This is a genomic window from Mitsuokella sp. AF33-22, assembly GCF_003475755.1.
In the GTDB taxonomy this organism is placed as follows: Bacteria; Bacillota; Negativicutes; order Selenomonadales; family Selenomonadaceae; genus Mitsuokella.
Genome location: NZ_QRQA01000004.1, coordinates 159,051 through 183,303, shown reverse-complemented (window position 1 = coordinate 183,303; position 24,253 = coordinate 159,051). Strand labels below are relative to the sequence as shown.

Genomic DNA, 24,253 nt, shown 5'->3' with positions numbered 1-24,253 from the left:
TCCCGTCATTCTATGTTCTGCACCTGTTCGCGCAGTTTCTCGATCTCGCTCTTCATGTCGACGATGAGCTGCGCGGCCTCCGTGCAATTGGCCTTGGAGGCAATGGTGTTCGTCTCCCGGTTCATCTCCTGGATCAGGAAATCCAACTTGCGGCCGACCGGCCCCTGCGCCTGACTGACAATGACGCGGAACTGGCTGAAATGGCTGCCGAGGCGGACAACCTCCTCGGTGTAGTTGACCTTGTCCGCATAGATGGCCGTCTCCTGGATGAGCCGCGTCTCATCGGGCTCACAGGAGCCCAGGAGCTCCTTTATCGTTTCCTGCAGGCGCTGCCGGTACGAGGCGATGATAGAAGGCGCGAGCTCGCGCAGGCGCGTGACACACGACGCGAGCCTGTCGATGCGCGCGAGGAAGTCCTGCTCGATATGGCGGCCTTCCGCCTGCCGCATCGCGTCAAACTGCCGAAGGGCCTCGGAAAGCGCCTCCCGGAGCGGTCCCTCCACCCCCGTGAGCTCCTGCCGCTCCTCCATGCGGATGACGTCAGGGTACGAGGCGATATCCATGATCTCGTCGGGACGCGCGAGGTGCAAAAAATCGCTGAGGTCGTCGAGCGCCTGATGATACGCGAGCGCGAGATCCTTGTCGACCCGGATGGAACGGCTCTGCGGACGCTTGTCCTCGCACGTCAGGAACACGTCGACCTTGCCGCGCGCAACGACGTCGCGGATCTGCCGGCGCATCATGTCCTCATAGGGATAGAGCGGATGCACCATGTGGAACGACGTCTCGAGGAACCGCTGGTTCACCGCCTTGATCTCGATGGAGATCTTATAGGACTCGTCTTCCCGCAGGGCCGCGCCGAATCCCGTCATGCTCTTCAACATAAAACCATCTCTTCTCTGCTGCAATCGGACGCGTCTCAGCGCTTTGGCAGTTCGCCCGTGAAGACGAGCTCCGCGGGGCCCGTCATGAATACGTGATTGCTCGCCTCATCCCACTCGACATGCAGTGTGCCGCCGTCGAGCTGGACCTCGACGCTGCGGTCCGTCCGGCCCGTCAGCACGCCGGCGACAGCCGTCGCACACGAGCCCGTGCCGCAGGCCAGCGTCACCGCCGCGCCGCGCTCCCAGACGCGCATGCGCACATGCCCGCGGTCCTTGACCTCGACGAATTCCGTATTCGTCTTGCGCGGGAAGGCCGGATGATGCTCAAACGAAGAACCGAGCTCATGGATGGGGAAGCCTTCGGCATCATCGACGTAGATGACGCAGTGCGGATTGCCCATCGAGACGCAGGTCATCGCGTAATCCTTGCCGTTAACGGTCAGCTTCTCGTTGACGACGTGGCGGCGGCCAAAGCCCTTGACCGGGATCTCGTCGCCCTCGAGAATCGGCTCGCCCATATCGACGCGCACGCCGGATACGGTATCCCCCTCAAAGATCAGGCGCGGCACAAGCACGCCCGCGCCCGTCTCGACCGTGAATTCCTTCTTGTCCGTCAGATGGGAATCGTAAAGATAGCGCGCAAAGCAGCGGATGCCGTTGCCGCACATCTCCGCCTCACTGCCATCCGTATTGAAGATGCGCATGCGGAAGTCCGCCTTGACCGAAGGCTCCACGACGAGGATGCCATCGGCGCCGACGCCGTAATGGCGGTCACAGACCTCCTGGGCAAATGCCGCGTAATCGGCCACCTTATCCTGCAGGCAGTTGATCAGCACGAAATCGTTGCCGCAGCCCTGCCATTTCGAAAACTTCATGAGAAGTACCTCCTCACAATTTTTATGTCAATCTTTATCTCTTTATTCTACCTGTTTTGGCCACTTGTTGCAAGTTTTCTTCGCTAAATGGCGAAATTTCGCCGATTTTCCGCGTTTTTGCGCCTCGGAAGCGGGCAGGAAGACAGACTGCCTTGAGTTGCCCGCAGTGCAATGCTATAATTTTCCTATATAAATATAGTAAGAAACGAGGATCGTATCATGAGTCTTGATGGATTTTCCATGCACCCGCTCGTGCAGGAGCTCGACCGAGCCCTGACCGGCGGCCGCATCGATAAGATTACCCAGCCGAACAAACAGTCGATCATCCTGTCCGTGCGCCAGCCCGGCAGGAATCACCTGCTCCACATCTCCATACAGCCGCAGAACCCCTCGGCGCACCTGCTCGCGAAGAATCTCGAGAACCCGCCGGAGCCTCCGGTCTTCTGCATGGTCCTGCGCAAGCAGCTCGAGACGGGCCGCATCGCGGGCATCCGCCAGCACGGGCTCGACCGCCTGCTGCTCATCGATGTGGATTCTCTCGCCGCCGGCGGCCGCATCGTCACGAAGACGCTCGTACTCGAGCTCATGGGCAAGTACAGCAACATCATCCTCGTGCAGGACGGCCTCATCCTCGACGCCCTGCGCAAGATTGGCAACAACAACAGCCGCGTCCGCACGGTGCTACCGGGACAGGCCTACGAGCTGCCGCCCGGTCAGGACAAGCTCGACCTCTTCACCGACGACCTCACGGCCATCCTCGCGCGCATCCGCACAGCCGAGGGCCCGCGCCTCGACAAGGCCCTGCTCGCCGCCTGCATGGGCTTCGGGCCCGTATCAGCAAAGGAAGTCTGCTTCTCGGCAGGCCTCGCCCCTTCCGTGCACCTCGATGCACTCGACGACGCCGATTTCGCCGCCATCCGCGAGGCACTCGAGGAGCTGCGCGCGGCCGCGACGAAGGAATCCGCTGCGCCGGCCCTCCTCATCGACCCGAACCAGAAGGTGCTCGCGATGGCCTCGTTCCCGCTCCACTACCTGCCAGATGCCGTCAGCCTCACCTTCCCGACGATCAGCGCGATGCTCGAGAAGGCCGACCAGCTTTTAGGCTCCTACGTGCTGCCCGACAAGGACCGCTTCCGCAAACTCGTCAAGAACGAGAAGAACCGCGCCGAGAACAAGCTCGTGAAGCTCGACGAGGAAATCAGCGAGGCCGAGAACGCCGAGGAATACAAGGTGCGCGGCGACAACCTCATGACGTACCAGTATCAGTTCAAGGACCGCGAGGACGCCGAGATCGAGGTGCCGAACATCTACAGCGAGACGGGCGAGACGATCCGGATTCCGCTCGACCAGCGCCTGACACTCGTGCAGAACATGCAGGCCTGCTACAAGAAATACGACAAGCTCAAGCGCGCCCAGGAACTCCTGCGCGTGCAGCGCCGCGAATGCGAGGAGAACATCGCCTACCTCGAGAGCATCGAGGCCTCGCTGCTCGCCTCCTCGAGCCTTGCCGAAATCGCCGAGATCCACAACGAGCTCATCGCCGCCGGCTACCTGCGCGAGAAGCCCAAGAAAAAGAACAACGACAAGCCGGCCCGCCCCTTCCATTTCCAGGCGCCGGACGGCACTTCCATCCTCGTCGGCAAGAACAACTATCAGAACGACAAGCTGACGTTCCAGACCGCCCGCTTCAACGATACCTGGTTCCACACGAAGGACATCCCGGGTTCCCACGTCATCCTGCAAAACGGCGGCCTTGAGCCCAGCGAAGACGACATCCTGCTCGCCGCCAGCCTCGCCGCCCATTTCAGCAAGGCCCGCGGCTCTTCGAAGATCCCCGTCGATTACACCGAGGTCCGCTATGTCAAGAAACCGTCCGGCAGCAAGCCCGGCTTCGTCATCTTCACGAATCAGAAGACGCTCTACATCACCCCCGACGAAAAGGAGCTCGCCGCCATCCTGAGCCAGGACCCCGCCGCCGAGTGAGCAGCTGCCTGCCTTTGATGGCCTCCTCAACGATACGAAGATACGAAAAAATAAAAGCTCCCGCTTCAATGATATCAACATGAAGCGGGAGCTTTTCATTTTATCAGGAAATACCTGTTTTCATGCCAGCCAAAACATATAACAGGCAAACGTGCAATATCTCACAAAAGGGTTCCTAAAGCAAAGGCACCGGAGGCAACCACGAAGACGATGACGGCGCCCCACTTCCAGCAGCGGTATTCCTTGTTGAGGCTGGCCATCTCCTCTGCATCCGGAGCTTTTAGGACGAGTTCGGATGCTTCCAGCTCCTTCGCGGTTTCCGGCATTGGTCTGTTGCGCACTTCAAAGAAGTAGTAAGCCAGGCAGGCCGCGCACAGGACCAGATTGTAAGGCAGAGCAGACCAGTCAACGGCCAGGACCATGACAACGCCGTAAACAATCAGATTGACCACGGCGCCTACCGTTCCGAGCGGTGCCACCCAGGGGCAGCTGAGTCCCGGTTCTTTCTTGTACAGGAAAATATACGAAAGGAAGCCGATCATGTAACAGATCATCTGCGAAAAGGCGCACATTGCAGCGATGATGGCAATGGAGCCGGACCAGATCAGGAACAGGGCGATGACGCCAATGGTCAGGACGGCCACGTACGGGCTCTTGTATTTCGGATGCAGCTTGCCAAGGACCTTCGGGAAGCAGCCGTCCTTCGACATCGTGTACATGTACCTCGACGGGCCCGTGATGCAGGGATTCATCGTGGAGAAGTCACCGCCGAACGTAATGCCCAGGCACAGGATAATGGCGGGCAGGCCGACGATGCCGGCCGCATTCATGGCCGAAGCGAAAGGTGCTGTGGCACCAGATACATCACTCACCATATCGAGCGGCGTGATACCGATGAGGAACCAGTAAAACAGGGCATTGACACCATAGACGATGAACGGAGAAATAATCAGGGCACGTGGAATGGTAATCTGCGGGAATTCAATCTCTGAGCCCATGCCGACGACCGTCTCAAAGCCGGCAAAGCACCACCAGACGGCGACAATCAGCTGTGCCATTGACGTGACTTCATGCGGGATACCGGCGAAAAGAGGCATGAAATTGGCAAAATCCACATCCTTCAGGACATTGAAGAACCAGATAGTGGACATACCCCAGAAGAAGAACATGAACGCATTCTGGAATTTGCCCGCCGCCTTGATGCCGAAATAGTTGATCAGGACAAAGAGAACAATCAGCCCCGAAGCGAGCACCTTCTCATTGACCGGGCTCGTATAGCCCAGGAAGTTCAGCAGGCAGCCGAAGTAATTGGCAAAAGCCAGGGCTTCGGCGCCAGCAATGCCAATCTGGGCCACAGTATAATTCCAGCTGCAGAAGATGCCGACCGGATAGCTGATGGCACGCTTCGCAAACGCATACGTACCGCCGGCCAGAGGCAGGGCCGCTCCCATCTCGCCATACAGCAAGGATGGCCACAGGACCATCAGAAAGGCGATAACCGTCGCGATAATGGCAGAAGTTCCCATGCTGACGGCAGCAGCGGAACCCGTTGTGAACAGACCGACGCCAATGACAGCACCTGTCGTAATCGTGATGCACGAAGACAGGCTCAACGCACGCTCCAGTCTGGGTTCTGAAACAGCAACAGCAGAAGTAGACATGATCACCACTCCTTTTCATACAGTTCATTCTGAGAGGCTGCGATACAAAGATGTATGCTTCACAGTTTCAAGGCAGCTCCGCTTTTCTTCTCTCGCATCAGGACACCGCACCAGTCGACAATCTGGGCCGCCGCTTCGATAGCAGGTGTTCCGCCCGCATAGATATTGGAAATAACGGTTCGCTGCGACTCCGGTTTTTTCGTGCTGGCTTCATAGGCCATGTAGCAGCTCATGCTCTGATTCGTGATGAGTCCCGGCCGTTCGCCAATCAGCTGAACGATGACTTTCGCATGGAGTGCCTCGCTGATGGAATCCATCGTCGCCACACGCCCATGTCTGATGTAAATCGGCGTTCCGAGGGAATACCCCCGTGCCTTCAAACCATCCAGCATCACCTCGTATACGTCCAACGCATTCTCTTCAATCGCATAGGCGCTCAGGCCATCTACGATCAGGATCTGGACATCTATGTCATGCCTGCAGTTCTTCTTCAGGAAATCCATCGTCGCCGATGAGAAGATTCGCCCCAGGTCGGGTCTTTTGATATACGCTTCTTTGCTCTTGGCACAAGTCTCGACTTTGACAAAGCCATACGGATCAAAAATGGTATCATCCACTTCCTTCCAGACCGAATCCATGGCAGCCGCATGATCCGACAGATAGCGAAGGTAGCTTTCCGTCCGATAACTCGAACCGGCTTTCCCCACGCAGATCCTGGCATTCGTGCTGCCCTTGATGGCCCTGCAGGCTTCCAGATTGCAGGGATGCTGGATTGTGACACGCGTATGATAATCAATGGCGGATATATCCCGCACAAAACCATCTTCATCGTTCATAACGCTCCCCCCTTCCAAAAGATTGAAGGATCTCCCGCCCGTTCGGTCAAGCGGCCGTCCTCCATGATTCCCAGACGTTCCATCGCCTGTTCGAACTCCCGGATGGGCCGTTTGCCGGTCACTTCGCGGATGGAAGCAATATCATGGAAACTTGTCGTCTGATTCATCAGCATGACATCATCCGCGAGCGGAATTCCCATGATGTAATTGCCTCCTGCCATGGCAACCAGCATGGCCAGGTTATCGGAATCATTCTGATCCGAATTCATGTGATTCGTATGGCAGCAATCCACCCCCATCGGGATGCCTGTGAGCTTGCCCATGAAATGATCCTCGAGCCCCGCCCGGATGGTCTGCTTGCCGTCGTACAGGTACTCCGGCCCGATAAAGCCGACCACCGTGTTGACCAGGAACGGATGGTACCGCTTGGCCATGGCATAGCAGCGGGCTTCCAACGTGACCTGATCCACGCCGTGATGGGCTTCCAAGGAAAGTTCCGAGCCCTGGCCCGTCTCGAAATACATAAAATTGGGACCATGCGAATGTTTTCGCTCTTTCATGCAGGCATACGCTTCATCCATCAGATTCAGGCTGATGCCGAAGCCGCGATTGGCCTCCTCGGTCCCGGCGAGACTCTGAAACATGAGGTCCATGGTGGTTTCCGGTCGCTTCAGAGCTTCCATCTGCGTCGTCACATGGGCCAGTACGCAGTTCTGGGTCGGGATATCCCAGGTTTCCATGAATTTGGTGAACTCCCCGAGAATTCTCTGGACCGTATCGACATCATCGCTGACCGGATTCAGGCCGATGACCGCATCGCCAATCCCATAGCTGATTCCCTCGTAAACAGAAGCCATGATGCCGCGGATATCATCCTTGGCGTTGTTGGGCTGCAGCCGTCCGGCAAAAACACCGGGCAGGCCGATGGTTGTATTGCAGGTAGCCGTCACAGGCATCTTGGCCGCGATACAGATGAGATTCATATTGCTCATCAATTTCGTGACGGCAGCAATCATCTCAGCCGTCAGACCGCCGCGGATAGAAGCAATGGTTTTGGTGTCTGCCGCCAGCAGGAACTCACGGAACTCCCCCACACTCATGGAAGCGATCTTGGCAAACGCCTCTTCCTCAACAGCATCTTCTTCCAGGCGGGTGATTTCGTCCGCCTCATAAGGGATGCAGGGATTTTCCCGCAGTTCCTTCAGCGTGACTTCTGCCAGCACGACTTTTGCCGCCACCCGCTCAGCAGCGGAATCAGCACCAATGCCGGCCAGGGAATCTCCTGTCTTTTCTTCATTTGCTTTGGCCATGACATCGTTCAAGTCGCGAAACTCGTAGGTATGATTCAATAATTTTGTCTTTAAGCGCATGGGTGATTCCCTTCTCTCAATTCTTGAAAATCAGCGTCTTGAGGACAAGCAGGACGCTGCCGCCAACGGGTTTGCAAAAATCGATGTACGTGCCGTCGGTCGCCCGAACGTTGTCGACGCACAGAAAGCCCTGCGCCTCATCCCGGCAGATGGCCAGCGTCTGTCCCAGTACCTTGGCACAGTCACAGGGAAGCACCAGCAGCAGCCGGCGCCCGGATTCCTTCTCCCACTTGCACAAGGCCCTGGCCAGGAATTTGATTTCCTGATAACGCGGCTTCTTTAAATCCTGGATGCTCAGGCAGATATTGACATCACCGACATTCCGTGCCGCTTTTTGCCGAAGTCTCGTGAGGAACTTTTCCTCACCCTCTCCCTGACGATAAGGGACGGCAACCACCGGAACATTTTTAAGCGGCATCAGCTTTGAGTCGTAAAAGACTGTGCTGCCGCTCAGCTTCATGCTGTGTACGCCGGCCCCAATGACGGTCGCCCGGATGCGCTCCGGCACCTTGACGACAGGGATGCCGGCCTCGGCAAAACGCTGCCGGATGGTCAGCCCCAGCCGAGGGCCGATATCGCCATAACGGTAAAAGAATGCGTTCTTGTCAGGAGCATCCTCCTGATAGACGAACTCGCCGACGCCGCCGGAAAAGGAACAGGCATCGACCGGCACAGGCTGCGGCGGATGATAAATCATCAGGGTCTCATCTTTCGCTCCCGGGCTCCCGCCCTTAACAATGCGGACGAGGACATCCGCAAACTCCCGGCAGATATGCTGCACCTGTTGTGTCGTCATCACATTTCCATCGTCATGTTGTGCCTGCAGCATTTTATGGATGAACGGTGAACAGTACGTGACGCGATGCGCTGCATCAAACTGGATGAGTCTGCCGCCGATGTGAAGTGCATAGGCATCGGCCAGCTTTCCTTTGTCAAAGACAGCCGCATTCGCCGTACCGCCGCCAATGTCGAAATTGACCAGACGAATCAATTTTTCACGCGCCTTTTGCTGTGCACCACTGCCGATACCAGCCAGAATCCCTTCCAAATCCGGACCGGCAATAGCAACGACCAAATCTCCAGCATATTCAGCCAGTGCTTCGGCGATACCAGCCGCATTCTCTTTGTTGGCAGCCTCCCCCGTGATAATCACGGCACCGCTGACCACCTCCTCCCGCCGGATACCCGAAGCTTCGAATTCCTGATTCAAGATGGTCTTCAGAGCATCTATGGCCAGGAATTTTTGCTGGACAATCGGCGTCATGTAAATCCTGCCTTTATAAAGGATTTCCTTATCGACGATCTCCATCTGTGAGAGCTGGGATGCATGCGAGGTGTCGTCCACGCTCAGACGGCTGTAGATGACTTGTGTCGTACTCGTGCCGATATCAATCCCCACGCTAATGAGCTGCTGCATCGCAGACGGCCTCCTTTCCTGTAAGCTGCAAATAAAAAGCGGGCAACGGGATATCCTTTTCGGCACCGTTGCTCGCTTTCGATGTTCTTATTATAGGCTGAACGGAGAAATAAAATAGAAAAAATCGGAACTCACACAAAATGTTTTCATGAAAGCCTTATCCTGCCCGTTTTCAACAGGGAAACATGATGCTGCCGTCTTTCGAGCCCCGCTGGCAGAAATCCTGTGCGCGGACCCGGCGGGAACTGCAGCCCATATACCGGCGGCAGTCGCGGTTCATATGGCTGAGGTCGTCGTAACCGGCAAACGCAGCCGCAGCCTCCAGATTCATATACGGATGCTGTGCCAACAGCAGCAGGACGTATTGCAGACGCAGCATCTGGCAGAATGATTTTGGAGAAATACCGATATAGTCCGTGAACAAATTGCGGATATAGCGGTCAGTATAGCCCGTATCCTCGGCCAGTACAGAAAGTTTCTCATTTCCCCGGGTCTGGTACATGCGCTTCGTGCAGTAACCCAGGAGCTTACTCTGCCCATCCTCCTGCAGACGCGCTGCCTGCAGGAACTTTGTTGCCACCGCGACACGTTCTTCGAAGGAACTCGTTGCCGTCAGACGCGACAGCAGGGAATCCCCTTCGGCAAAGAGATCTTCCATATAGACCGGGCGCTCCACAATCTCCCGGATTGGATTCCGGAAGAACAGGCAGGTCGCACCGGGCATGAACCGGATGCCGAACAAATACTCAATCTCGCCAAAGTAAAAATCCTTCTTGGCGCGTACACCCGTGCTGATATAGCCACGAAAGACATCGCCACATTTCGTGAACATGAAATCTGTGCAGCCATCAGGGATGGTCGGCAGCGCATAGTGCGTGAAATCGGCGCCATCGATCTCGTAGAAATCCGCCACGATATCATCGTGGACAAATTGATGATGATATTCTGCACCGAAGCGTTCAAATCCTGGCTGCCAGGGAATATATCCTGCCTCTGAAAAAATCGCCGTGCGCTGCCACAAGCCATCGTTCTTTACCTGTTCCATGTGAATCCCTCCTGTCAGCCTTCCGTACAAAAAAGAGCCGTTTTCTCACGAAAACGACTCCCTTGTCTTGAATCAATTTGTTTACTTTTATATTATTTTAAGATTTTCAGCACCGTTCTGTCAAGTACGTATCCCTGTAAAAGAAAAGAAAGCGCTTAGCATATACAGGCCGACGCCGAGGCCGAGCGCGATGAAGTATGTCGAGATTGACGCGTGTAATAATATGTGTTACCATGTCGGTGATTATCATCAGTTCAAGCATCCAACAAAGAAAGGCCGTGTGACAATCACGCATCCGCGTAAGGATATTCCACTAGGAACGTTCAAGAGTATCCTGGCACAGGCTGGCATTGTACTTCCCTGATTGTCTGTAAAAGGAGTGAGAATAAATGAAAGATGAATATATTTTCCCCGCAATCTTTCATGAAGCAGAAGATGGTATTTCCATTTATTTTCCTGATTTGCCAGGATGTCTTCCTTGCGCTTCCGATATGGAAGAAGCATTCCAAAATGCCAAAGAGGCACTACAGCTCCACATTTTTGGGATGGAAGAAGATGGCGAATCCATTCCCTCCCCTTCTTCTGTATCCTCTTTGACTTGCGGAAAAGGAGACAGTATCGCCATGATTCGAGCTTGGATGCCGCCGTTCCGAGAAAAAATGTTGAATAAATCAACGAACAAAACGGTGACCATTCCTCGCTGGCTGGATATTCTTGCAAAGAGAGAAAAAGTAAATTATTCTCATCTGTTGCAGGAAGCTCTGAAGACATACCTTGGGGTACAAGATTCTGCGGCACGACATTTTCAGTAATACTCCATGACATCAAAGAGGCTCTTTGTCCGATTGGCAGGTGCCTCTTTTTTGCCTGCGAAAGTGTATCTATTCTAGGACAGCAAAAAGCCCTCGTTTTCTTCTTATCTGGCCGATTCGAAGAAACGAGGACTTTTTGACCATTCTGAGCAGGTAGAACGCGTCAACTACAAATGATCAATTAATAGAACGACGTTCTTTCGGAATTGCAAAATATTCATCCAAGCATTTTGTCAAGAACCGCTCTACTGCTACCGTTTTCGTCTGCCCTGACTCTTTGCAGAATGATTCCAGCTTATCACTGACGGGCGTGGCCAAACGGATATTCAAAATCTTTGCATCTTTCTTTTGTCTTGCCATAGGAATCACCCTTTTCATCGCGTAGAAGAATATCATAATACATCTGCCAGAGGCTTCCATTTCTCATCTGCCATATTGCTGACGAACTCCGTATTGTTGATGTAAAGTTCATTGTCCTTATCCGGGAGTGTAAAATAGTTTGTGTAAATCGGTATTGCATGAATCTACTCCATGGATGGCGTGAGCGGACTAGAGGAAGGCGCCAAGTCCGTATTCCCGCAAGTCACGGTCCAGCGCTGCATCGTACACCTCATCCGCAATTCCATCCGCTACATCCCACGCAAGCAGTGGAGCGCCTTCACGAAACAGCTGAAGCTCATCTACGGCGCAATCAATGTCACGAAGAAAGGTGCATTCCCCAATGAGGATACCGTCTTCAAGATTTTCTACCTGCGCATCCTGGAACTCTATAAAAAATGGGAGGGGCGTCACGTTGCGAACTGGGCGATGGTCCGGAACCAGTTGCTCATGGATGATAGGATGTCACAGCTCATGCAACAATATGATGTTGCTTATTAAATCGATTTACGCAAAACTCTTGACACACCCCTCTCGGCAACCTCACCTGTCGGTCACGCCGAACCGAGATTCGCCCGTAAAAAAATACGCAACAGACATGAAAATCCATTGCGCATTTTTCTTCACTATTTATTAAATGATATTGTAGATATTAAAGGCCAGTTTACATCAGCTTAGAACGTCCAGAACATACCGGCATTCCACTGCCAGTTCTTACGCAGGCTGCCTCCGGTAGAACGCTCTACGTCCGCATACAGGTGGTTGTTCTTGCCGGTCATGCAGGCGAAGCCCAAGCCATATTCAAACCAGGTATCATGGTCGTGGTTATCAATACGCAGGCTTTCGCTGTCGTTAGTCAAGGTAGCGCCGTAATTTCCGGCAAATTGATGCAGCCAGTTGGCCTTCAGGTAGACAGTATTCTTTTCGTCTATATCATACTTAAAGTTGCAGCCGATACGTCCCAAAACGCTGTTGGGATTGCTTTGGCTTACGTGAATGCCATTGCTGGTGGTATATCTTGCACCGTCCAAATAACCCAAGGTCAGCTGTGCCTGCGGTTCAATCGACCAATGCTCGTCAAGATATTTCTTGCGACCATATTCCGCACTCAGGCTGATACCAGTGTTGTCAAAAGCACCGGTAATCTTCTTGCCTTCGGTATCAAACACGGTGAAGTCGCTGTCTGCATCATAAATCTTAAGCGCCAAGTCCAGATAATGGCCTTTCTTGCGCAGATCCGTGCTGTAGAAGCCGATAGATTTGGCTTTCAGCTTGCCACTGCCGCGGTTGAAGCTGTTCTTGCCGTCATCGTAGGAGAAGGCTACGCCCTGATAACGTTTCAGCTTATCAGTATTTTTTACAACATCGTCATAGCCAAGCTGGTACATGGTGTGGTGGTTGCTGAAGCCATCACCACTGTATTTGCCGCCTTTGACGCGCACCCAAATGCCTTCCTCATTATTGGTTTCGTGGCGCAGGTCACCCATGCGCTGCATAAGCTTGTCGTCCTCCACCCAGTTAGCGAAAGCCAGTCTTTGGGTTGCATCTACTGTATCTACGCTGGTGGTCGGTTTAGAAGGTATGAATTCTACTTTTTTCAAGTACCAATCCTTAGTGTAACCATCAGTAGCACTGTCTTCTTTATCTAAAGTGTACTTATTCCAATACAAGGATCCTTCCTTATCGTTGGCAAAGAAGTTGCCCTGCTCGTCCTTTACACTTACAAGAACCGTACCGGCAGCGCCGTCAGTATTGCCATCTGCATTAACGTTTTTGAGCGTAATGTAATGGTTGCCGGTGTGGGTGCCTGTGATGTACAGGCGGTCACTGTTGTCGGCATTCTTGCTTGCGTCGATGTCCATATTGATCTTGCCCTTATCACCGTCAAGCTTGTTTACTGTCAGAGTGCTGAATTTACCGCTGTCTTTGCCCATATCCAGCAGAGCATTATTGCTCAATTCTAAATCAGTAAGAGTACTGTCATCTGTAAGATGCCAATAGGAGCTTGCGTTATTTAAAACAGCATTAATAACAGCATCATCCTGACGCATAGTTTTGCCTGTGAGCTTAACTGTGCCTTGCTTGCTGCTGTTTACTTCTATTTTAGCGTTACCCTTAGCAAATAATGCTGTTTCAGCAACAATCTCTGCACTGCCAGATAAATTTGTTTCTGCTTGATCTTCTGTATGAACACCCTGCTTTAAAGTATTAGCAGTAAGATTTTTAATAACGGCATTTTCATCCACCATTATGATAGAATCAGCCTTATTAAAAATACCATAGCTGTTTTCGCCATCAACGTTGGTAATACTTAAATTTTTTATTTTATTCTTGCTCTGATTTGAACCGTTTTTATCGGTATAAATACCATAAGCATCTTTATTGCTGGAAATATTATTGATACTTACAGTTTCAGTGCTGTTATCACCTGTATGATTGAATAGGGTTTGGCCTTGATTCCAAATGCCAAAAGCATCTGCTTCCTGCGCTTTAACGGTATCAATAGTTAAATTATCAACAGCTACATATGTTCCATACTTATCCATATATAAGCCACGGGCCGCTGTACCTTTAACATTACTGCCATCTATTTGTTTTATGCTAATATCTTTAGCTTCAATACCCCCGCCTAGATTATGAATGCCGGAGACATCATAGTTAGTGCTTTCACCTGACTCCAGCTGTTTAATATCACTTATTGTTATTGAATCACTTCGAACGCCAGCACCCCAAGTGTGTATACCTGAAATATTTTGTTTACCCCGAAGCTTTTCAATTTTTAACTCTTCAGCATTAACCCAGGAATTTCCATTCAGCTCTAATCCGAAAACCTGATAATTTCCGTTTCCGTATGTATCGCTAACATTTTCTATAGATAAGCTAGAAGTATTTAATGTGGATCCACCTTGTAAACGTATAGCAGCATTTGAGCCAGCAGTATGACTCGTAATAGAATTATTCTCTATATTAAGTCCGCCATTTAAATTTAACGTAATATTATCATTGGAATCAATAGCAACCTGAGTTCCGCTTATATTTACCACTCCATCAACAGAAACTTCATTATTTCTATAGGCACCTTGGTTTATACCATACTCTGCATTAGAAATATTCAACTCTTTAACTTTTATTATATTAATCTTTTGACCATCTTCAGAAAGGAGGATACCGTTATCGGTATTATCTAATGTCAGCTTAGAATTGCCTGCATCTATGGTTATTTTATTACTTGAAGGTTTTACACCATTTTCACCAGTTACCTTAGTATCCTCGCCAAAAGTCTTATCTGATTCTAATGGACCGTGTATGTCTGCAGCTAAACCTGTACAGGGAACAGCAAGTAATGCAGATAAAATTACGCTGGTCAGGAATTTTCGACTAGCCTTCGTCCCCCCCCAGAACACACATGTTTTTTGTTGTTTTCTGAAACATTCTTTCACTTTACGTACCTCCTATATAACTTATGACTCAAACTTCGCACACCTGAAACCCTTATGAGACAAGGCTTTATCAGGTTTTCAGGCATCCATCATCATCACATCATGCACACTGTTTCAAGCACTTTCCCCATAAATCGGGCAGTTTTGCCACGAACAGATCGAGCAGCTGGTTAACCTGCTCTTCGTCAAGAATCTCTGCCTCTTTAGCGCAGTCCATATACAAAACGGAATGAGCTTATGCTATTTTTATTTTGCAGATTGCCGCTAAAGATAAATCAGCGGTTTAGCAACTGCGAAGTTTGAGTCATTCAGTGCATTCTCGATCTCATTGATAGCAATGAGCATGTCATCCTCGCTTTTATGCTTTTCTTTCAGTTCATTCAGAAAATTAAGCATATGCTTTCGTTTCTTCTGTCAGAGATTCGCCATGACGTCTCCCTCCACACCTCTTGTTACGGACATTGTTGATGTATATATTGTAACACATATGCACATAGTACATCAATCATCTACATAAAAGAGGATGCGGGGCGGCTCCAAATACGCACGCAAAAGCGTGACCTGCTCGTTCTGGCAGGCATTGCGGCAAAGATCTCAGCTAAGTCCATATAAAACAAAAAGAACGCCGGTGGCGGAAAGTCCCGCTCACCAGCGTTCTGAGTTTTTCTAAGACGACATATCCGACTCAGAGAATCAAGCGAATTCTTCTTCTTCGACCTCTTCGACGGCAACTTCCTCTGCGTCGGCGGCGACCAGATGGCCGGCATTGCGGCGGCGTGCGTAGAGGACGTAGTAGAGAGCAGCGCAGCCGATGGCGGCGATGCCGACAAAGAAGTAGATGCCCTGGAAGCCAAGCGACTCCTTGAAGGCGCCGAGCATGTACGGGCCTACGCCGAGGCCGAGGTCGAGCGCGATGAAGTACGTCGAGACGGCGACGCCGATGCGGACTTCTTTAACGAGCTTGACGCAGATGGCCTGGCCGTTCGACATGAACGTGCCGTAGCCGAGACCGACGAAGACGCCGGCGAGCAGCATCATCCAGCTCTGCGTCGTGATGGAGAGCAAGAGAAGGCCGATGGCCAGGCAGGCATACGTCGGATACATAACGAAATCTTCACCCTTGCGGTCGAACATGACACCGGCAATCGGGCGGGCAATCGTGATGGCGAGGGCGTAAACAACGAAGAACAGGGTACCGGCGGCCATGAGCTGGAGCTCTGCTGCATAGGAAGCGAGGAAGCTCAGGACACTCGAGTAGCAGACAGCGACGCAGAAGGCAACGATGGAGATGGCCGTGACTTTCGGCTCGAGGAAGTTGGCGATGTGGATCTCCTTGAGGGCAGCGCGGTGCTCCTCCGTGAGTTCCATCTCATCGACATGCATGACGGCGACAGCACCGAGGCAGACGACGATCATGCCGATGCAGAAGTAAATGATGTCCTCGAACGGGAAGATCTGCTGCATGAGCATGCCGATGAAGGGGCCGATGGCGGCAGCCAGGCTCATCGAGAGGGCATAGTAGTTGATGCCCTCACCGCGGCGTGCGGCCGGGATCATCGTCGAGACGATCGTGCTCGTAGCCGTGGAAGCGATTCCATAGCCGATACCGTTGAGGCAGCGGACGAGGAAGAGCATCGGCAGCGAATGGATGGCGAAGTACATGAACGTCGTGGCGAGATAAAACAGGATGCCGGCGTACAGCATTTTCTTGCGGCCATAGAGCTCAACGGAACGGCCGGCGAAGAGACGGGCCAGCAGCGTGCCGAGGATGAAGATACCGGAAGCGAGGCCAGCCTCACTCATCGTAGCATTCAGGGAATGAATGGCTTCCGATGCGATGATGACCATCAGCATGTAATAGATGATGTAGATGAGGAAATTGACTAACGTGTCCAGTATGAATCCTTTGGTCCACAACCGAGATTTTTCTGCCAAGATATTCAGCGACCTTTCTAATTAAAAATGTAAGATGAACAGATAAAAGATATATGATGGTTATAGATTATAGGGGCTCTCATAACATTTGTGTAGCGCATAAAAAAGATGGGTATCATCGTCAAAAACGATTACACCCATACTTTTCTCGTATTATCTTCTTATCTGCATCTTTATTTCTTGATTTGATTAGCGTATCATGCAGAATCATACAGAACCACCATAGTTTAAATGCATGATACGGATAAAAACGCGACAATCGAATGAAATACGAATGCATTTTTTTACCTGGTCTTAGCAGTTCCTGACAGGAAGACCTGGCTTTAGGGGCAGTCCATGCGATGTCAGCCAGAAGAAAAAGCGATGACCGCCCTCATCCCTGCTTTTTGGGAGCCTGCTGCGCCGCGTGGAAGGAAGCGAGCACGTAATCGACATACGTCTGGATCAGGCGAATCTTCGGGCTGTCCTTCTTGTAGATCAGGCAGGCGTCCGTGCGCAGGGGCTTTACAAGCGGGTACAGTCCCTGCCTGCAGCCCATCGTCTCGAGCAGGCGCTCCGGCAGAAGGGCGCCGGCAGGATTCTGCTGGCAGTAATACGCCATGGCGTACGGCGTCGAGAGGCGCGCTGCCGTATGCGGGCGCTTGCCCGCCCCCTTGCAGTACTGGACGATGGTATCGTTCATGATGAATTGTTTCGGATAGAGCACGACGGGAGACGCGAGGATCGTGTCGACGGTGACGGGCTCCTGCGGCAGGTCGAGCAATGGTGCGTAATAGACGATGTTGTCCCAGCAGAAATGCTCGATGACGAGCTCCGCGGCCGGCATCTCCGGCAGCAGGTAGGAAGAGACGACGTCGAGCCTGTCGTCCATGAGCGCACAGAAGAGCTGTTCGCGCTCGAGGTCGTAGACGTTGAAGCGGATCCGGCTGTTCTGCTCGCGGAAATGCGCGATGTGGCGGTTCATCTGGATGTCGCCGAGCGTCCGGAGGATGCCCACGTTGAGCTCCATCTGCTCGGCACCCTCGGCCGTGCGCAGATCATAGACGATCTTGTGGAGCTCCTCCATCCAGTCGCTGATGCGCGCGAGGAAGCGTTCCCCCGCCGGCGTCAGATGGCTGCCGCGCTTGGAACGCTGGATGAGCGTCACCCCGAGTGTCGCCTCGAGCTTCTTCATCTGCGCGCTGAAGGCCGACTGCGTGATATTCGCCTCTTTCGCCGCCTGCGTGAAGTTCTGTACCCGTCCATAGATGATAAAGCATTCCAGCTGGGAAATGCTCGGCAATTCTTCCATCATACTCATGCGTCTCCTCCTCTGCCTGGGCCATGAAATATGTCCATTATTGTATCAGAAACACAACAAAAAATGCAACTCATTTTCTCATGGCATTCCGTGCAGCTTCCCAATGCCTCAGAGAAACGAAAAGGCCGGAACCTCAAGCGGGTTCCGGCCGTCATCTGCAACGAATGAAGGGCGCCAACTCCTGTCTCTATGACTCGTGGTTGGCGTTCAAGTCTTAGATCCTGACTGGAATTGGCAAGATAAATACCTTTCGGCAGCCAACCTATCCCCTTCGTATAATAGTATACGAAAAAGCGTCCGTTTAGTAAATACACTTCCGTCGTATTTCAGTACAAAATTCTTTGTAAATTCGCACAATAGGCAAGTATTTTCTGCTAAGTTCGCGTATTTTTAAGAATTTGTCATGCGTTTCAGGTAAGTATGGACGAGTTCCTGTCCGCCCCGGCGGGCCATGAGGTCGGGCAGCCAGTCCGGCCTGCACGCGCCGAGCGTCAGGAGTTCCTGCAGCAGCACGTAGGAGCCGACGGCATCGGCAAAAGCCCGGTGCTTCTTGCGGTTCTGCCAGCCGAAATACTCAAGCAGCACCTCGAGATTGTACTTGCGGTTCCGCGGCAGGAACTGCTGGGCGAGACGCACGGTGTCGAGATAGCGCGGGTAAAAGCTGACTTCCGTGTGCTTGTCTCGATTGATGCGCAAAAGCGCCAGATTGATGCTCAAGAGGTCGTTGTCGCCGATGGCGTGACCGACGACGATATCGTCGGGCTTCACGAAGGCCAAAAATTCCGGCAGGACCTCAGGCAGCGGCCTTTCGTGCTTGAGGTCTTCCTTGAGCAGCCCCGTCATGTCCTGCACCGTGCGGTTGATGAACGTCCGCGGGCGGCAGAGCCGCTGGAAGGATTCGACCGTATCGGTCGCAAGGTCCAGTCGCAGGGCGCCGATCTCGATGATATCGTCGGGGAATGGCCCCGCAAGCTCCAGGTCAAACGATACGACGCCAGTCGGATGCAGCTTCGCCAGCTTGTCGCAGTGGATGGCCTGGGCTCGTATGGCCCGCTCGAGCTGCTTCTTGCGGCGGCGCTGCCGTTTGAGGCGCTCCTGTCTTGCTCTTTCCTTATCAGTTCTCATAATATTGTCCTTTGTCATGATATGTCAAGGGATTTGCCAAAGTCTCCCGCGGCGCGTATAATGATACCGTTCCATTTCGCATGTTCCGCGTTTTATTCTGGAGGTCTTATGCAAAATCTCTTACTCGTTTTCGTGGGCGGCGGCATCGGTGCCGTCTGCCGCTATCTGAGCACAACGAGCATCGGCGCGCTGTTTGGGACAAACTTCCCGTTCGGCACGCTGTTCGTCAACACGCTCGGCAGCCTGCTCATGGGCTTCATCATGGGCATTCTGCTGCTCATTGCGGAGCGCACGGGTTCCCTCATGGCAGAGCCCATGCGCCTGCTCCTGACCGTCGGGTTCCTCGGCGGCTTCACGACGTTCTCGTCCTTCAGCCTCGAGACGGTCACGCTGCTGCACGGCGGCAGCTTCCTGCTCGCGGGGCTCAACGTGCTCGCCAATGTCGTGCTGTCACTCGTGATGGCAGCGGCCGGCCTGCTGCTCGCGCGCCTGCTGCCTCTGTTCTGAGCGTTCCTCGCCAGAGCGTCGCAAGGCCCGTTCTCTCATGCCTTACGGCAGTGCCAGCACGCGCTCGATGAAGGCGACGCCCGATGTTTCCGAAAGCCTTCCCATTCCTTCCTTTTCCTTGATGCTCCGGTACTGTGCCCGCAGGGAGCGGTGCAGGGCAAGGCGCTCGCCGCTTTGCCCTGCTTTTTTTGCGCGCAGAAGCGCAAGCGCCGTCTCGTCCGCCGCGAGGATGCGCCGGAACTGCAGGAGCTGCGGCCGGCATTCGTCGCGCACATGCTTCGGCAGCTTTAGCTGCAGGCGGCGGCAGGAGGCCGAAAGTGCCTGGATCTCCTCTTCAGCGGCTGCAAACCGCTCTTCCGTCGCGCCAGATGGCCAGTCCTGCAGCAGGGCTTCGGTCTTTTGCCGCAGGGCCTCGCCATCCGGCCGCCCGATTTTTGCCCAGTCGTTCTCAAGATGCTGCGAATGGTCGGCAAAGCGCGCCATGTCCTCGTGCAGCGGGGCGTACTGCTCGGCAATCGCCTGCTGCCAAGCCCGCTCGGGGTCGTAATTCTGCGGATCGCGCGCATACGCCGCCCCCGTCGCGAGCGCGATCTTCGAGAGGGCTTCGTATTTCATCGGATTGAAGAAGATGGCCGGGATGTTCCCTCCGCGCGGCAAATCCGTCACGGGCCCGAGGGCCAGCTTGCTCTCCATGTAATCGTTGACGGGATAATTCCACCAGATGCCAAGCGGCCGGCCGTAGAGCGCGTCCGCCTACTGCAGTTCGTCCTGCGTGATGCCAGGCGGCACGACGCCCTCGCCCGTGTAGAGCACGAGGATATCCTTGCTCAGCGTCTTTGCAAACGCATCCGTATACGGCTTGCGCGCGCCGTCCGGCGTCACCATGTCCTGCCGGCAGTATTCCGTCGGCACCGTCAGGAAGACGCCGAGATCCTTGTGGCGCGCCGCCATGTCCTGCCGGATATCGTTGAGGAACGCGGCCTGCCCGGCCCCGTCCCTGTCCTTGATGTCGTCGAAGAAGATGGCAAAATCGCGCACGCCGAGCTCGTACATGCGCGAAAGCTTCTCGAGCATGGCCGTGCGGTCTTTTTCGCCCGCCTCGCCCGCAAAGGCGAGATTGAGCCCCGGCGAAACGGCAAAGATGAAACGCACCTTGTCATCCTTCGCGCGCCGGACGAGCTGTGCGAGGTCCTGCAGCTTGTCTGCAGGGTACGGCTCGCGCCAGCGCTCGCGGTGCCACGGGTCATCCTTCGGCGCGTAGATGTAGGCATTGAGCTGATGCGCGCGGCAGAAGTCGAGGATATCGAGGCGCTGCGCCTCCTGCCAGGGCGTGCCGTAGAAGCCCTCGATGACGCCGCGCAGCGGGATGGCCGCGGCCTCGCCGGCAGCGGGCGTCATGACGAGCAAGGCAAGTCCTCCTGCTGCCAGCCGCCTGATCTGCGGCCATCTCCTCATCTTCGGCATCCTCATGCGCATCTGCTCCCTTCCTGTCCCTGCCTGTCTCTTAAAATAAAATATATGTACAACTGTGCATGCAATAAGTCAATGGTAAAAATTGTACTAATTCTCCTTCTATTTTATCATATTCCCAGCCATTTAAAAAGGGCTCTCCGCAGCAGCCGGCCGCAGAGTGCCCTTTTCTCCGTCCATATGTGAATCGTCACGGTTATTTCCCCGGCTGCGGCAGCAGCACGAGATCATTTAAAAGCCTGAAGAACTTCTGGTCTTCCTCCTGCTCGCCCTTGAAGCGGGCCAGCACGGTGCCCGTGGCGATCGCCACGAGTTCTTCCTCACAGTACTTCACCGGCCCCAGCTCGTCAAGAGAAACCCGGATGCCGAGGGAGGTGATGAACCGTCCGTCCCCGGTGATCAGGAAGCCTTCCTCGCCCTGTCCCCAGAAGAGGGAATGCGTCGAATCGCAGAGCAGCACCACATCGCCCGGATTGACGCCCGCCCGCCGGCCATAGGCCTTCATGGCCGTTTCAAGCGGCATGGACAGTTTTTCACCGAAATAGTAGAAATTGGCCTTTGCCATCTGGTCTTCCATGGCTGCCACGAGGCCGTCGATGCGATTCTCTAAGGGCACGCGTGCCTTGCGGCTTTCCCATTCTGCCCGGATGGCGGCCTGAGTCTCCACCGTCTCAGCGGCCTTCACCGCCTGACGGTAGAGGCGGCAAGCTCCTGCCAGGTCAAACGCCGCCCTGTGCGCATCGGCGCAGAGCCTTGCGGCCTGCAGCAGGGCGTCCTGGCTGCCAGCTTCCATGGCTGCCCGGTAGTAGTCCATGGCTTCTTCGTCCTCGCCCTGCGCTTCCATCGCCCTGCCAAGCAAAAGTCCGAGTACCCGGATCTTTTCTGCGGCGCCCGGGTGGTTCTCCTCAAGGGCCCGCTGGTAGTTCTGCCAGGCCTGCTGCACGTCCGCGAGGGCCTGTGCGCCCGTCTCCGCAGCGGCCTTTGCTTCCCACTGCTGGCCCGCGGCAAACGCGAGCGCCCCGATGGCCGGCCCCGCGGCTTCATACCCGCAGGACTGCGCCTTATCGTAGCATGCCGCAGCCATGGCCTTATTTACTTTCACGCCCCTGCCCTGCTCGATCATCTGGCCCAGATGGAAGTAAGCCGCACCTTCGCCCTCTGCTGCCAGCTTCTTGTACCAGTCAAGAGCCTCGGCGTATTTCCCCTGTGCCTCAAGTTCTTTGCCTCCCTCAGCAGCGAGTCTCCTGTAGGCAGCGCACTGCTCGTTCTTGTTCGCCTTGAGTGTCTGGTAGAGCGCCCAGCCTGCTTCCCGCTTGCCCAGTACGGCCGCTTCCACGAGGGACCACTGCGCATCTTCCTTTTGCCCTGCTGCCGCCTGCAGTCTGCCCGCCTGCCAGGCAGCTTCGGCACTGCCCAGCTCCGCGGCCAGCCGGAAGGCCGGAAGCGCACGCTCGCTGTCGCCTGCAAGAAGCGCAGCCTGCCCCTGCCGGAGGCTCTGCCCCTGGGTATCCTGCGCCCAGGCTTCCGCCGCGCCGGTGAATTTCACCAGATGGAAGTGGACATGCTGCGCGTCCCAGGCCGTTGCTTCCGGATGGTCGAGGTCCAGGACCACCTGCTCGTCCATACCCCAGAAGTCCACATCTCTGGCCTCGGCGGGAATCCAGTAGGTGCCGGCGGCCAGCGCGATATCCACGTGCGGATTTTCCTTCCCGCAGACGATCTGCGGCAGGTCCCGGAGCTTGATCAGGAGCGCCAGGAGCATCGCCGGGCCGCATACCGGATACATCCGCCGGCGCAGGAAGGAGGGCTTCCAGTCCGGATAACGGAAATCCGCCGGGATGTTCCGAGCGGATACGCACCTGGCCCAGACGGACTGAGCCAGTCGGAGCTCCGCACCTTCGGCCGCGGCGATGCCAAACACATCGCTTGCAGCAGACGGCTCGAGCGCCAGCAGGGCCTGATAGACGGGCAGCGTGTCCCCCGTAACCTCCAGACAGCTGCAGAGGCCGCTCATTGCCTCTGCTTTTCCGATTTTCCCGTCGGCGAGGCGCGCCAGGAGGTTCTGGCACCGGCTCGCCGCCTTGTCCGTCTCAAACGACACGCGCGGGAAATCGCACTCCGCCACCAGCGGCTTATTGATTTCCGCAAAGAGATCAACCAGGCATACCGTGTTGATGAAGTCATACGCCATGGCCGGATAATCCCGCTTGGCGCTGCGTTCCCGGATGAAATCCTCGAGCCGGCGGGAATAAGACTGGCCCGTGACGCTGCGCCCGAGCGAGCTCAAGGCATCCTGCGCCGTGTTCATCAGCGACGCTTTGATCGTGCCCGTGATGGCGCCCGTGATGCCGAAGCCGCCGCCCCGCCAGCTTGCCTTATCGGCCATCTTTTCCACCGCCAGGTCCTTCTCGTACGCCTCGATTGCCGCCCGATCCTCCAGCATGGCTTTCACGAGAGCCGTCGACGCGATGGAATCATCGAGCCGGTCCCAGAGGTCCTGCTTCGTCACGTAATCGATGTGATGGTCGATGAGGAGATCGACGGCCTGTTCAAAGAGCGGATTGCAGACGGTCATGCAGTACTTGAGCACCTGCGCCGAGAACTCCACGGGATTCTCCACCGCATGTTCCTTCAGGTGCCGGTCGATCTCATGCCGGGCCAGCACGGCGATGCGCGTCCCCTCCCGGTTGAACGGCGCCCAGAGCTGGTTGTAAAGCGCCGTGGCCCGCGGCAGGTCCACCGGATATTTCCCGAGGACCGTGAAATGGCTGCCCGGGATATCGAGGAGCGGCTCTTCCCCAGGAGCCGGTGCCGGCGTCTCCATCGCCGGCTCTTCCGGGGCAGCAGGCGCTGCCTCTTCCTCGCCAAGCCCTTCTGGGACCTTTGCCCCGCAGTTAAAGCAGAATTTAGCGTGATCCGGCAGCTTCGTGCCGCATTTCATGCAAAACATAGTCAACCCCTCTTCCGTTCAAAAGTCTGTCGTTATCGTAAAAGTTCGCCATCCGGTTCCAAAAATCCTCCTGCAGAGGCTGACGCTCTGCCGCTGCTGAACGGAAACCTCGGGGAAGCCTCTCTGGAAAAGCGCGGGAAAATTTTGCTGCGGCCAGCAAAAGCGAGATGAAAATCCGGCGCCTGCATGGTACAATAAGGAAGGATTCATTTGATGCTGCAAACCAAATGACCCGTACCAATACTGAAACACAAGGAAGGGATAT

General features: G+C 54.7%; 18 protein-coding genes and 2 pseudogenes. 5 read left to right on the top strand and 15 right to left on the bottom strand.

Going from position 1 to position 24,253, the window contains the following annotated elements; genetic code table 11:
* Positions 1 to 5: 5 nt before the first annotated feature.
* Both DWZ54_RS03970 and dapF read right to left on the bottom strand, forming a co-directional pair.
* Positions 6 to 884: a YicC/YloC family endoribonuclease gene (locus DWZ54_RS03970; protein ID WP_199663214.1), complete on the bottom strand. Its 879-nt coding sequence runs from the start codon at positions 882 to 884 to the stop codon at positions 6 to 8.
* A 35-nt stretch (positions 885 to 919) separates the two neighbouring features.
* Positions 920 to 1,759, bottom strand: coding sequence for a diaminopimelate epimerase (gene dapF / locus DWZ54_RS03965; RefSeq protein ID WP_118474597.1), 840 nt, complete (start codon positions 1,757 to 1,759; stop codon positions 920 to 922).
* A gap of 219 nt (positions 1,760 to 1,978) precedes the next feature.
* Between dapF and DWZ54_RS03960 the strand changes: the two genes are divergently transcribed.
* Positions 1,979 to 3,742 (top strand): NFACT family protein, encoded by a 1,764-nt coding sequence (locus DWZ54_RS03960; protein WP_118474596.1) that lies wholly within the window; start codon positions 1,979 to 1,981, stop codon positions 3,740 to 3,742.
* 161 nt (positions 3,743 to 3,903) lie between these two features.
* Here the strand turns inward: DWZ54_RS03960 and DWZ54_RS03955 are convergent, their stop codons facing one another.
* From DWZ54_RS03955 to DWZ54_RS03935, 5 genes are all read right to left on the bottom strand, one after another.
* The gene (locus tag DWZ54_RS03955) at positions 3,904 to 5,403 is read right to left on the bottom strand and encodes an APC family permease (RefSeq protein WP_118474595.1); all 1,500 of its coding nucleotides are present in this window, start codon (positions 5,401 to 5,403) and stop codon (positions 3,904 to 3,906) included.
* Positions 5,404 to 5,462: 59 nt separating this feature from the next.
* Positions 5,463 to 6,239, bottom strand: a complete 777-nt coding sequence (eutC, locus tag DWZ54_RS03950) for an ethanolamine ammonia-lyase subunit EutC (RefSeq protein ID WP_118474594.1) — start codon at positions 6,237 to 6,239, stop codon at positions 5,463 to 5,465.
* Entirely contained in the window at positions 6,236 to 7,609 is a 1,374-nt protein-coding gene (locus DWZ54_RS03945; protein WP_118474593.1) for an ethanolamine ammonia-lyase subunit EutB, read from the bottom strand. The genes eutC and DWZ54_RS03945 overlap by 4 nt, the downstream gene beginning before the upstream one ends.
* A 16-nt stretch (positions 7,610 to 7,625) precedes the next feature.
* A complete protein-coding gene (locus DWZ54_RS03940) occupies positions 7,626 to 9,026 on the bottom strand; it encodes an ethanolamine ammonia-lyase reactivating factor EutA (RefSeq protein WP_118474592.1) in 1,401 nt (466 codons plus the stop codon).
* A 172-nt stretch (positions 9,027 to 9,198) separates the two neighbouring features.
* Complete coding sequence (locus DWZ54_RS03935) at positions 9,199 to 10,071, bottom strand: helix-turn-helix domain-containing protein (RefSeq protein WP_118474591.1); 873 nt, start codon at positions 10,069 to 10,071, stop codon at positions 9,199 to 9,201.
* A 190-nt stretch (positions 10,072 to 10,261) separates the two neighbouring features.
* On the opposite strand from DWZ54_RS03935, the gene DWZ54_RS03930 reads away from it, so the two are divergent.
* Complete coding sequence (locus DWZ54_RS03930) at positions 10,262 to 10,435, top strand: type II toxin-antitoxin system HicA family toxin (protein WP_118474615.1); 174 nt, start codon at positions 10,262 to 10,264, stop codon at positions 10,433 to 10,435.
* A 25-nt stretch (positions 10,436 to 10,460) separates the two neighbouring features.
* On the top strand, positions 10,461 to 10,883 hold the full coding sequence (locus tag DWZ54_RS03925; RefSeq protein WP_118474590.1) for a type II toxin-antitoxin system HicB family antitoxin: 423 nt from the start codon (positions 10,461 to 10,463) through the stop codon (positions 10,881 to 10,883).
* Between the two features lie 177 nt (positions 10,884 to 11,060).
* Here the strand turns inward: DWZ54_RS03925 and DWZ54_RS03920 are convergent, their stop codons facing one another.
* Complete coding sequence (locus DWZ54_RS03920; RefSeq protein ID WP_118474614.1) at positions 11,061 to 11,261, bottom strand: RepB family protein; 201 nt, start codon at positions 11,259 to 11,261, stop codon at positions 11,061 to 11,063.
* A gap of 150 nt (positions 11,262 to 11,411) precedes the next feature.
* On the opposite strand from DWZ54_RS03920, the pseudogene DWZ54_RS03915 reads away from it, so the two are divergent.
* A pseudogene (locus DWZ54_RS03915) lies at positions 11,412 to 11,762 on the top strand (transposase); the annotation flags it as partial.
* Positions 11,763 to 11,935: 173 nt separating this feature from the next.
* Here DWZ54_RS03915 and DWZ54_RS03910 read toward each other — a convergent pair.
* The 4 genes from DWZ54_RS03910 to DWZ54_RS03895 form a co-directional block, all read right to left on the bottom strand.
* A complete protein-coding gene (locus DWZ54_RS03910) occupies positions 11,936 to 14,701 on the bottom strand; it encodes an autotransporter outer membrane beta-barrel domain-containing protein (RefSeq protein WP_118474589.1) in 2,766 nt (921 codons plus the stop codon).
* Between the two features lie 693 nt (positions 14,702 to 15,394).
* Positions 15,395 to 16,636 carry an MFS transporter gene (locus DWZ54_RS03905; protein WP_118474588.1) on the bottom strand — a complete coding sequence of 414 codons (1,242 nt, stop codon included), beginning with the start codon at positions 16,634 to 16,636 and terminating at the stop codon, positions 15,395 to 15,397.
* 373 nt (positions 16,637 to 17,009) lie between these two features.
* Positions 17,010 to 17,936 carry a LysR family transcriptional regulator gene (locus DWZ54_RS03900; protein ID WP_233541609.1) on the bottom strand — a complete coding sequence of 309 codons (927 nt, stop codon included), beginning with the start codon at positions 17,934 to 17,936 and terminating at the stop codon, positions 17,010 to 17,012.
* A 390-nt stretch (positions 17,937 to 18,326) separates the two neighbouring features.
* On the bottom strand, positions 18,327 to 19,061 hold the full coding sequence (locus tag DWZ54_RS03895; RefSeq protein ID WP_158573606.1) for a PolC-type DNA polymerase III: 735 nt from the start codon (positions 19,059 to 19,061) through the stop codon (positions 18,327 to 18,329).
* Between the two features lie 108 nt (positions 19,062 to 19,169).
* Between DWZ54_RS03895 and crcB the strand changes: the two genes are divergently transcribed.
* The gene (gene crcB, locus DWZ54_RS03890) at positions 19,170 to 19,568 is read left to right on the top strand and encodes a fluoride efflux transporter CrcB (RefSeq protein WP_118474585.1); all 399 of its coding nucleotides are present in this window, start codon (positions 19,170 to 19,172) and stop codon (positions 19,566 to 19,568) included.
* Between the two features lie 42 nt (positions 19,569 to 19,610).
* Here the strand turns inward: crcB and DWZ54_RS12135 are convergent, their stop codons facing one another.
* The 3 genes and pseudogenes from DWZ54_RS12135 to DWZ54_RS03875 form a co-directional block, all read right to left on the bottom strand.
* The gene (locus DWZ54_RS12135; protein WP_370245735.1) at positions 19,611 to 20,051 is read right to left on the bottom strand and encodes a hypothetical protein; all 441 of its coding nucleotides are present in this window, start codon (positions 20,049 to 20,051) and stop codon (positions 19,611 to 19,613) included.
* Positions 20,049 to 20,966, bottom strand: a pseudogene (locus tag DWZ54_RS12000) (protein O-GlcNAcase); the annotation flags it as partial. The pseudogene DWZ54_RS12000 and the gene DWZ54_RS12135, both read right to left, overlap by 3 nt.
* 268 nt (positions 20,967 to 21,234) lie before the next feature.
* The gene (locus DWZ54_RS03875) at positions 21,235 to 23,988 is read right to left on the bottom strand and encodes a zinc-ribbon domain-containing protein (protein ID WP_118474582.1); all 2,754 of its coding nucleotides are present in this window, start codon (positions 23,986 to 23,988) and stop codon (positions 21,235 to 21,237) included.
* Positions 23,989 to 24,253 lie beyond the last annotated feature (265 nt).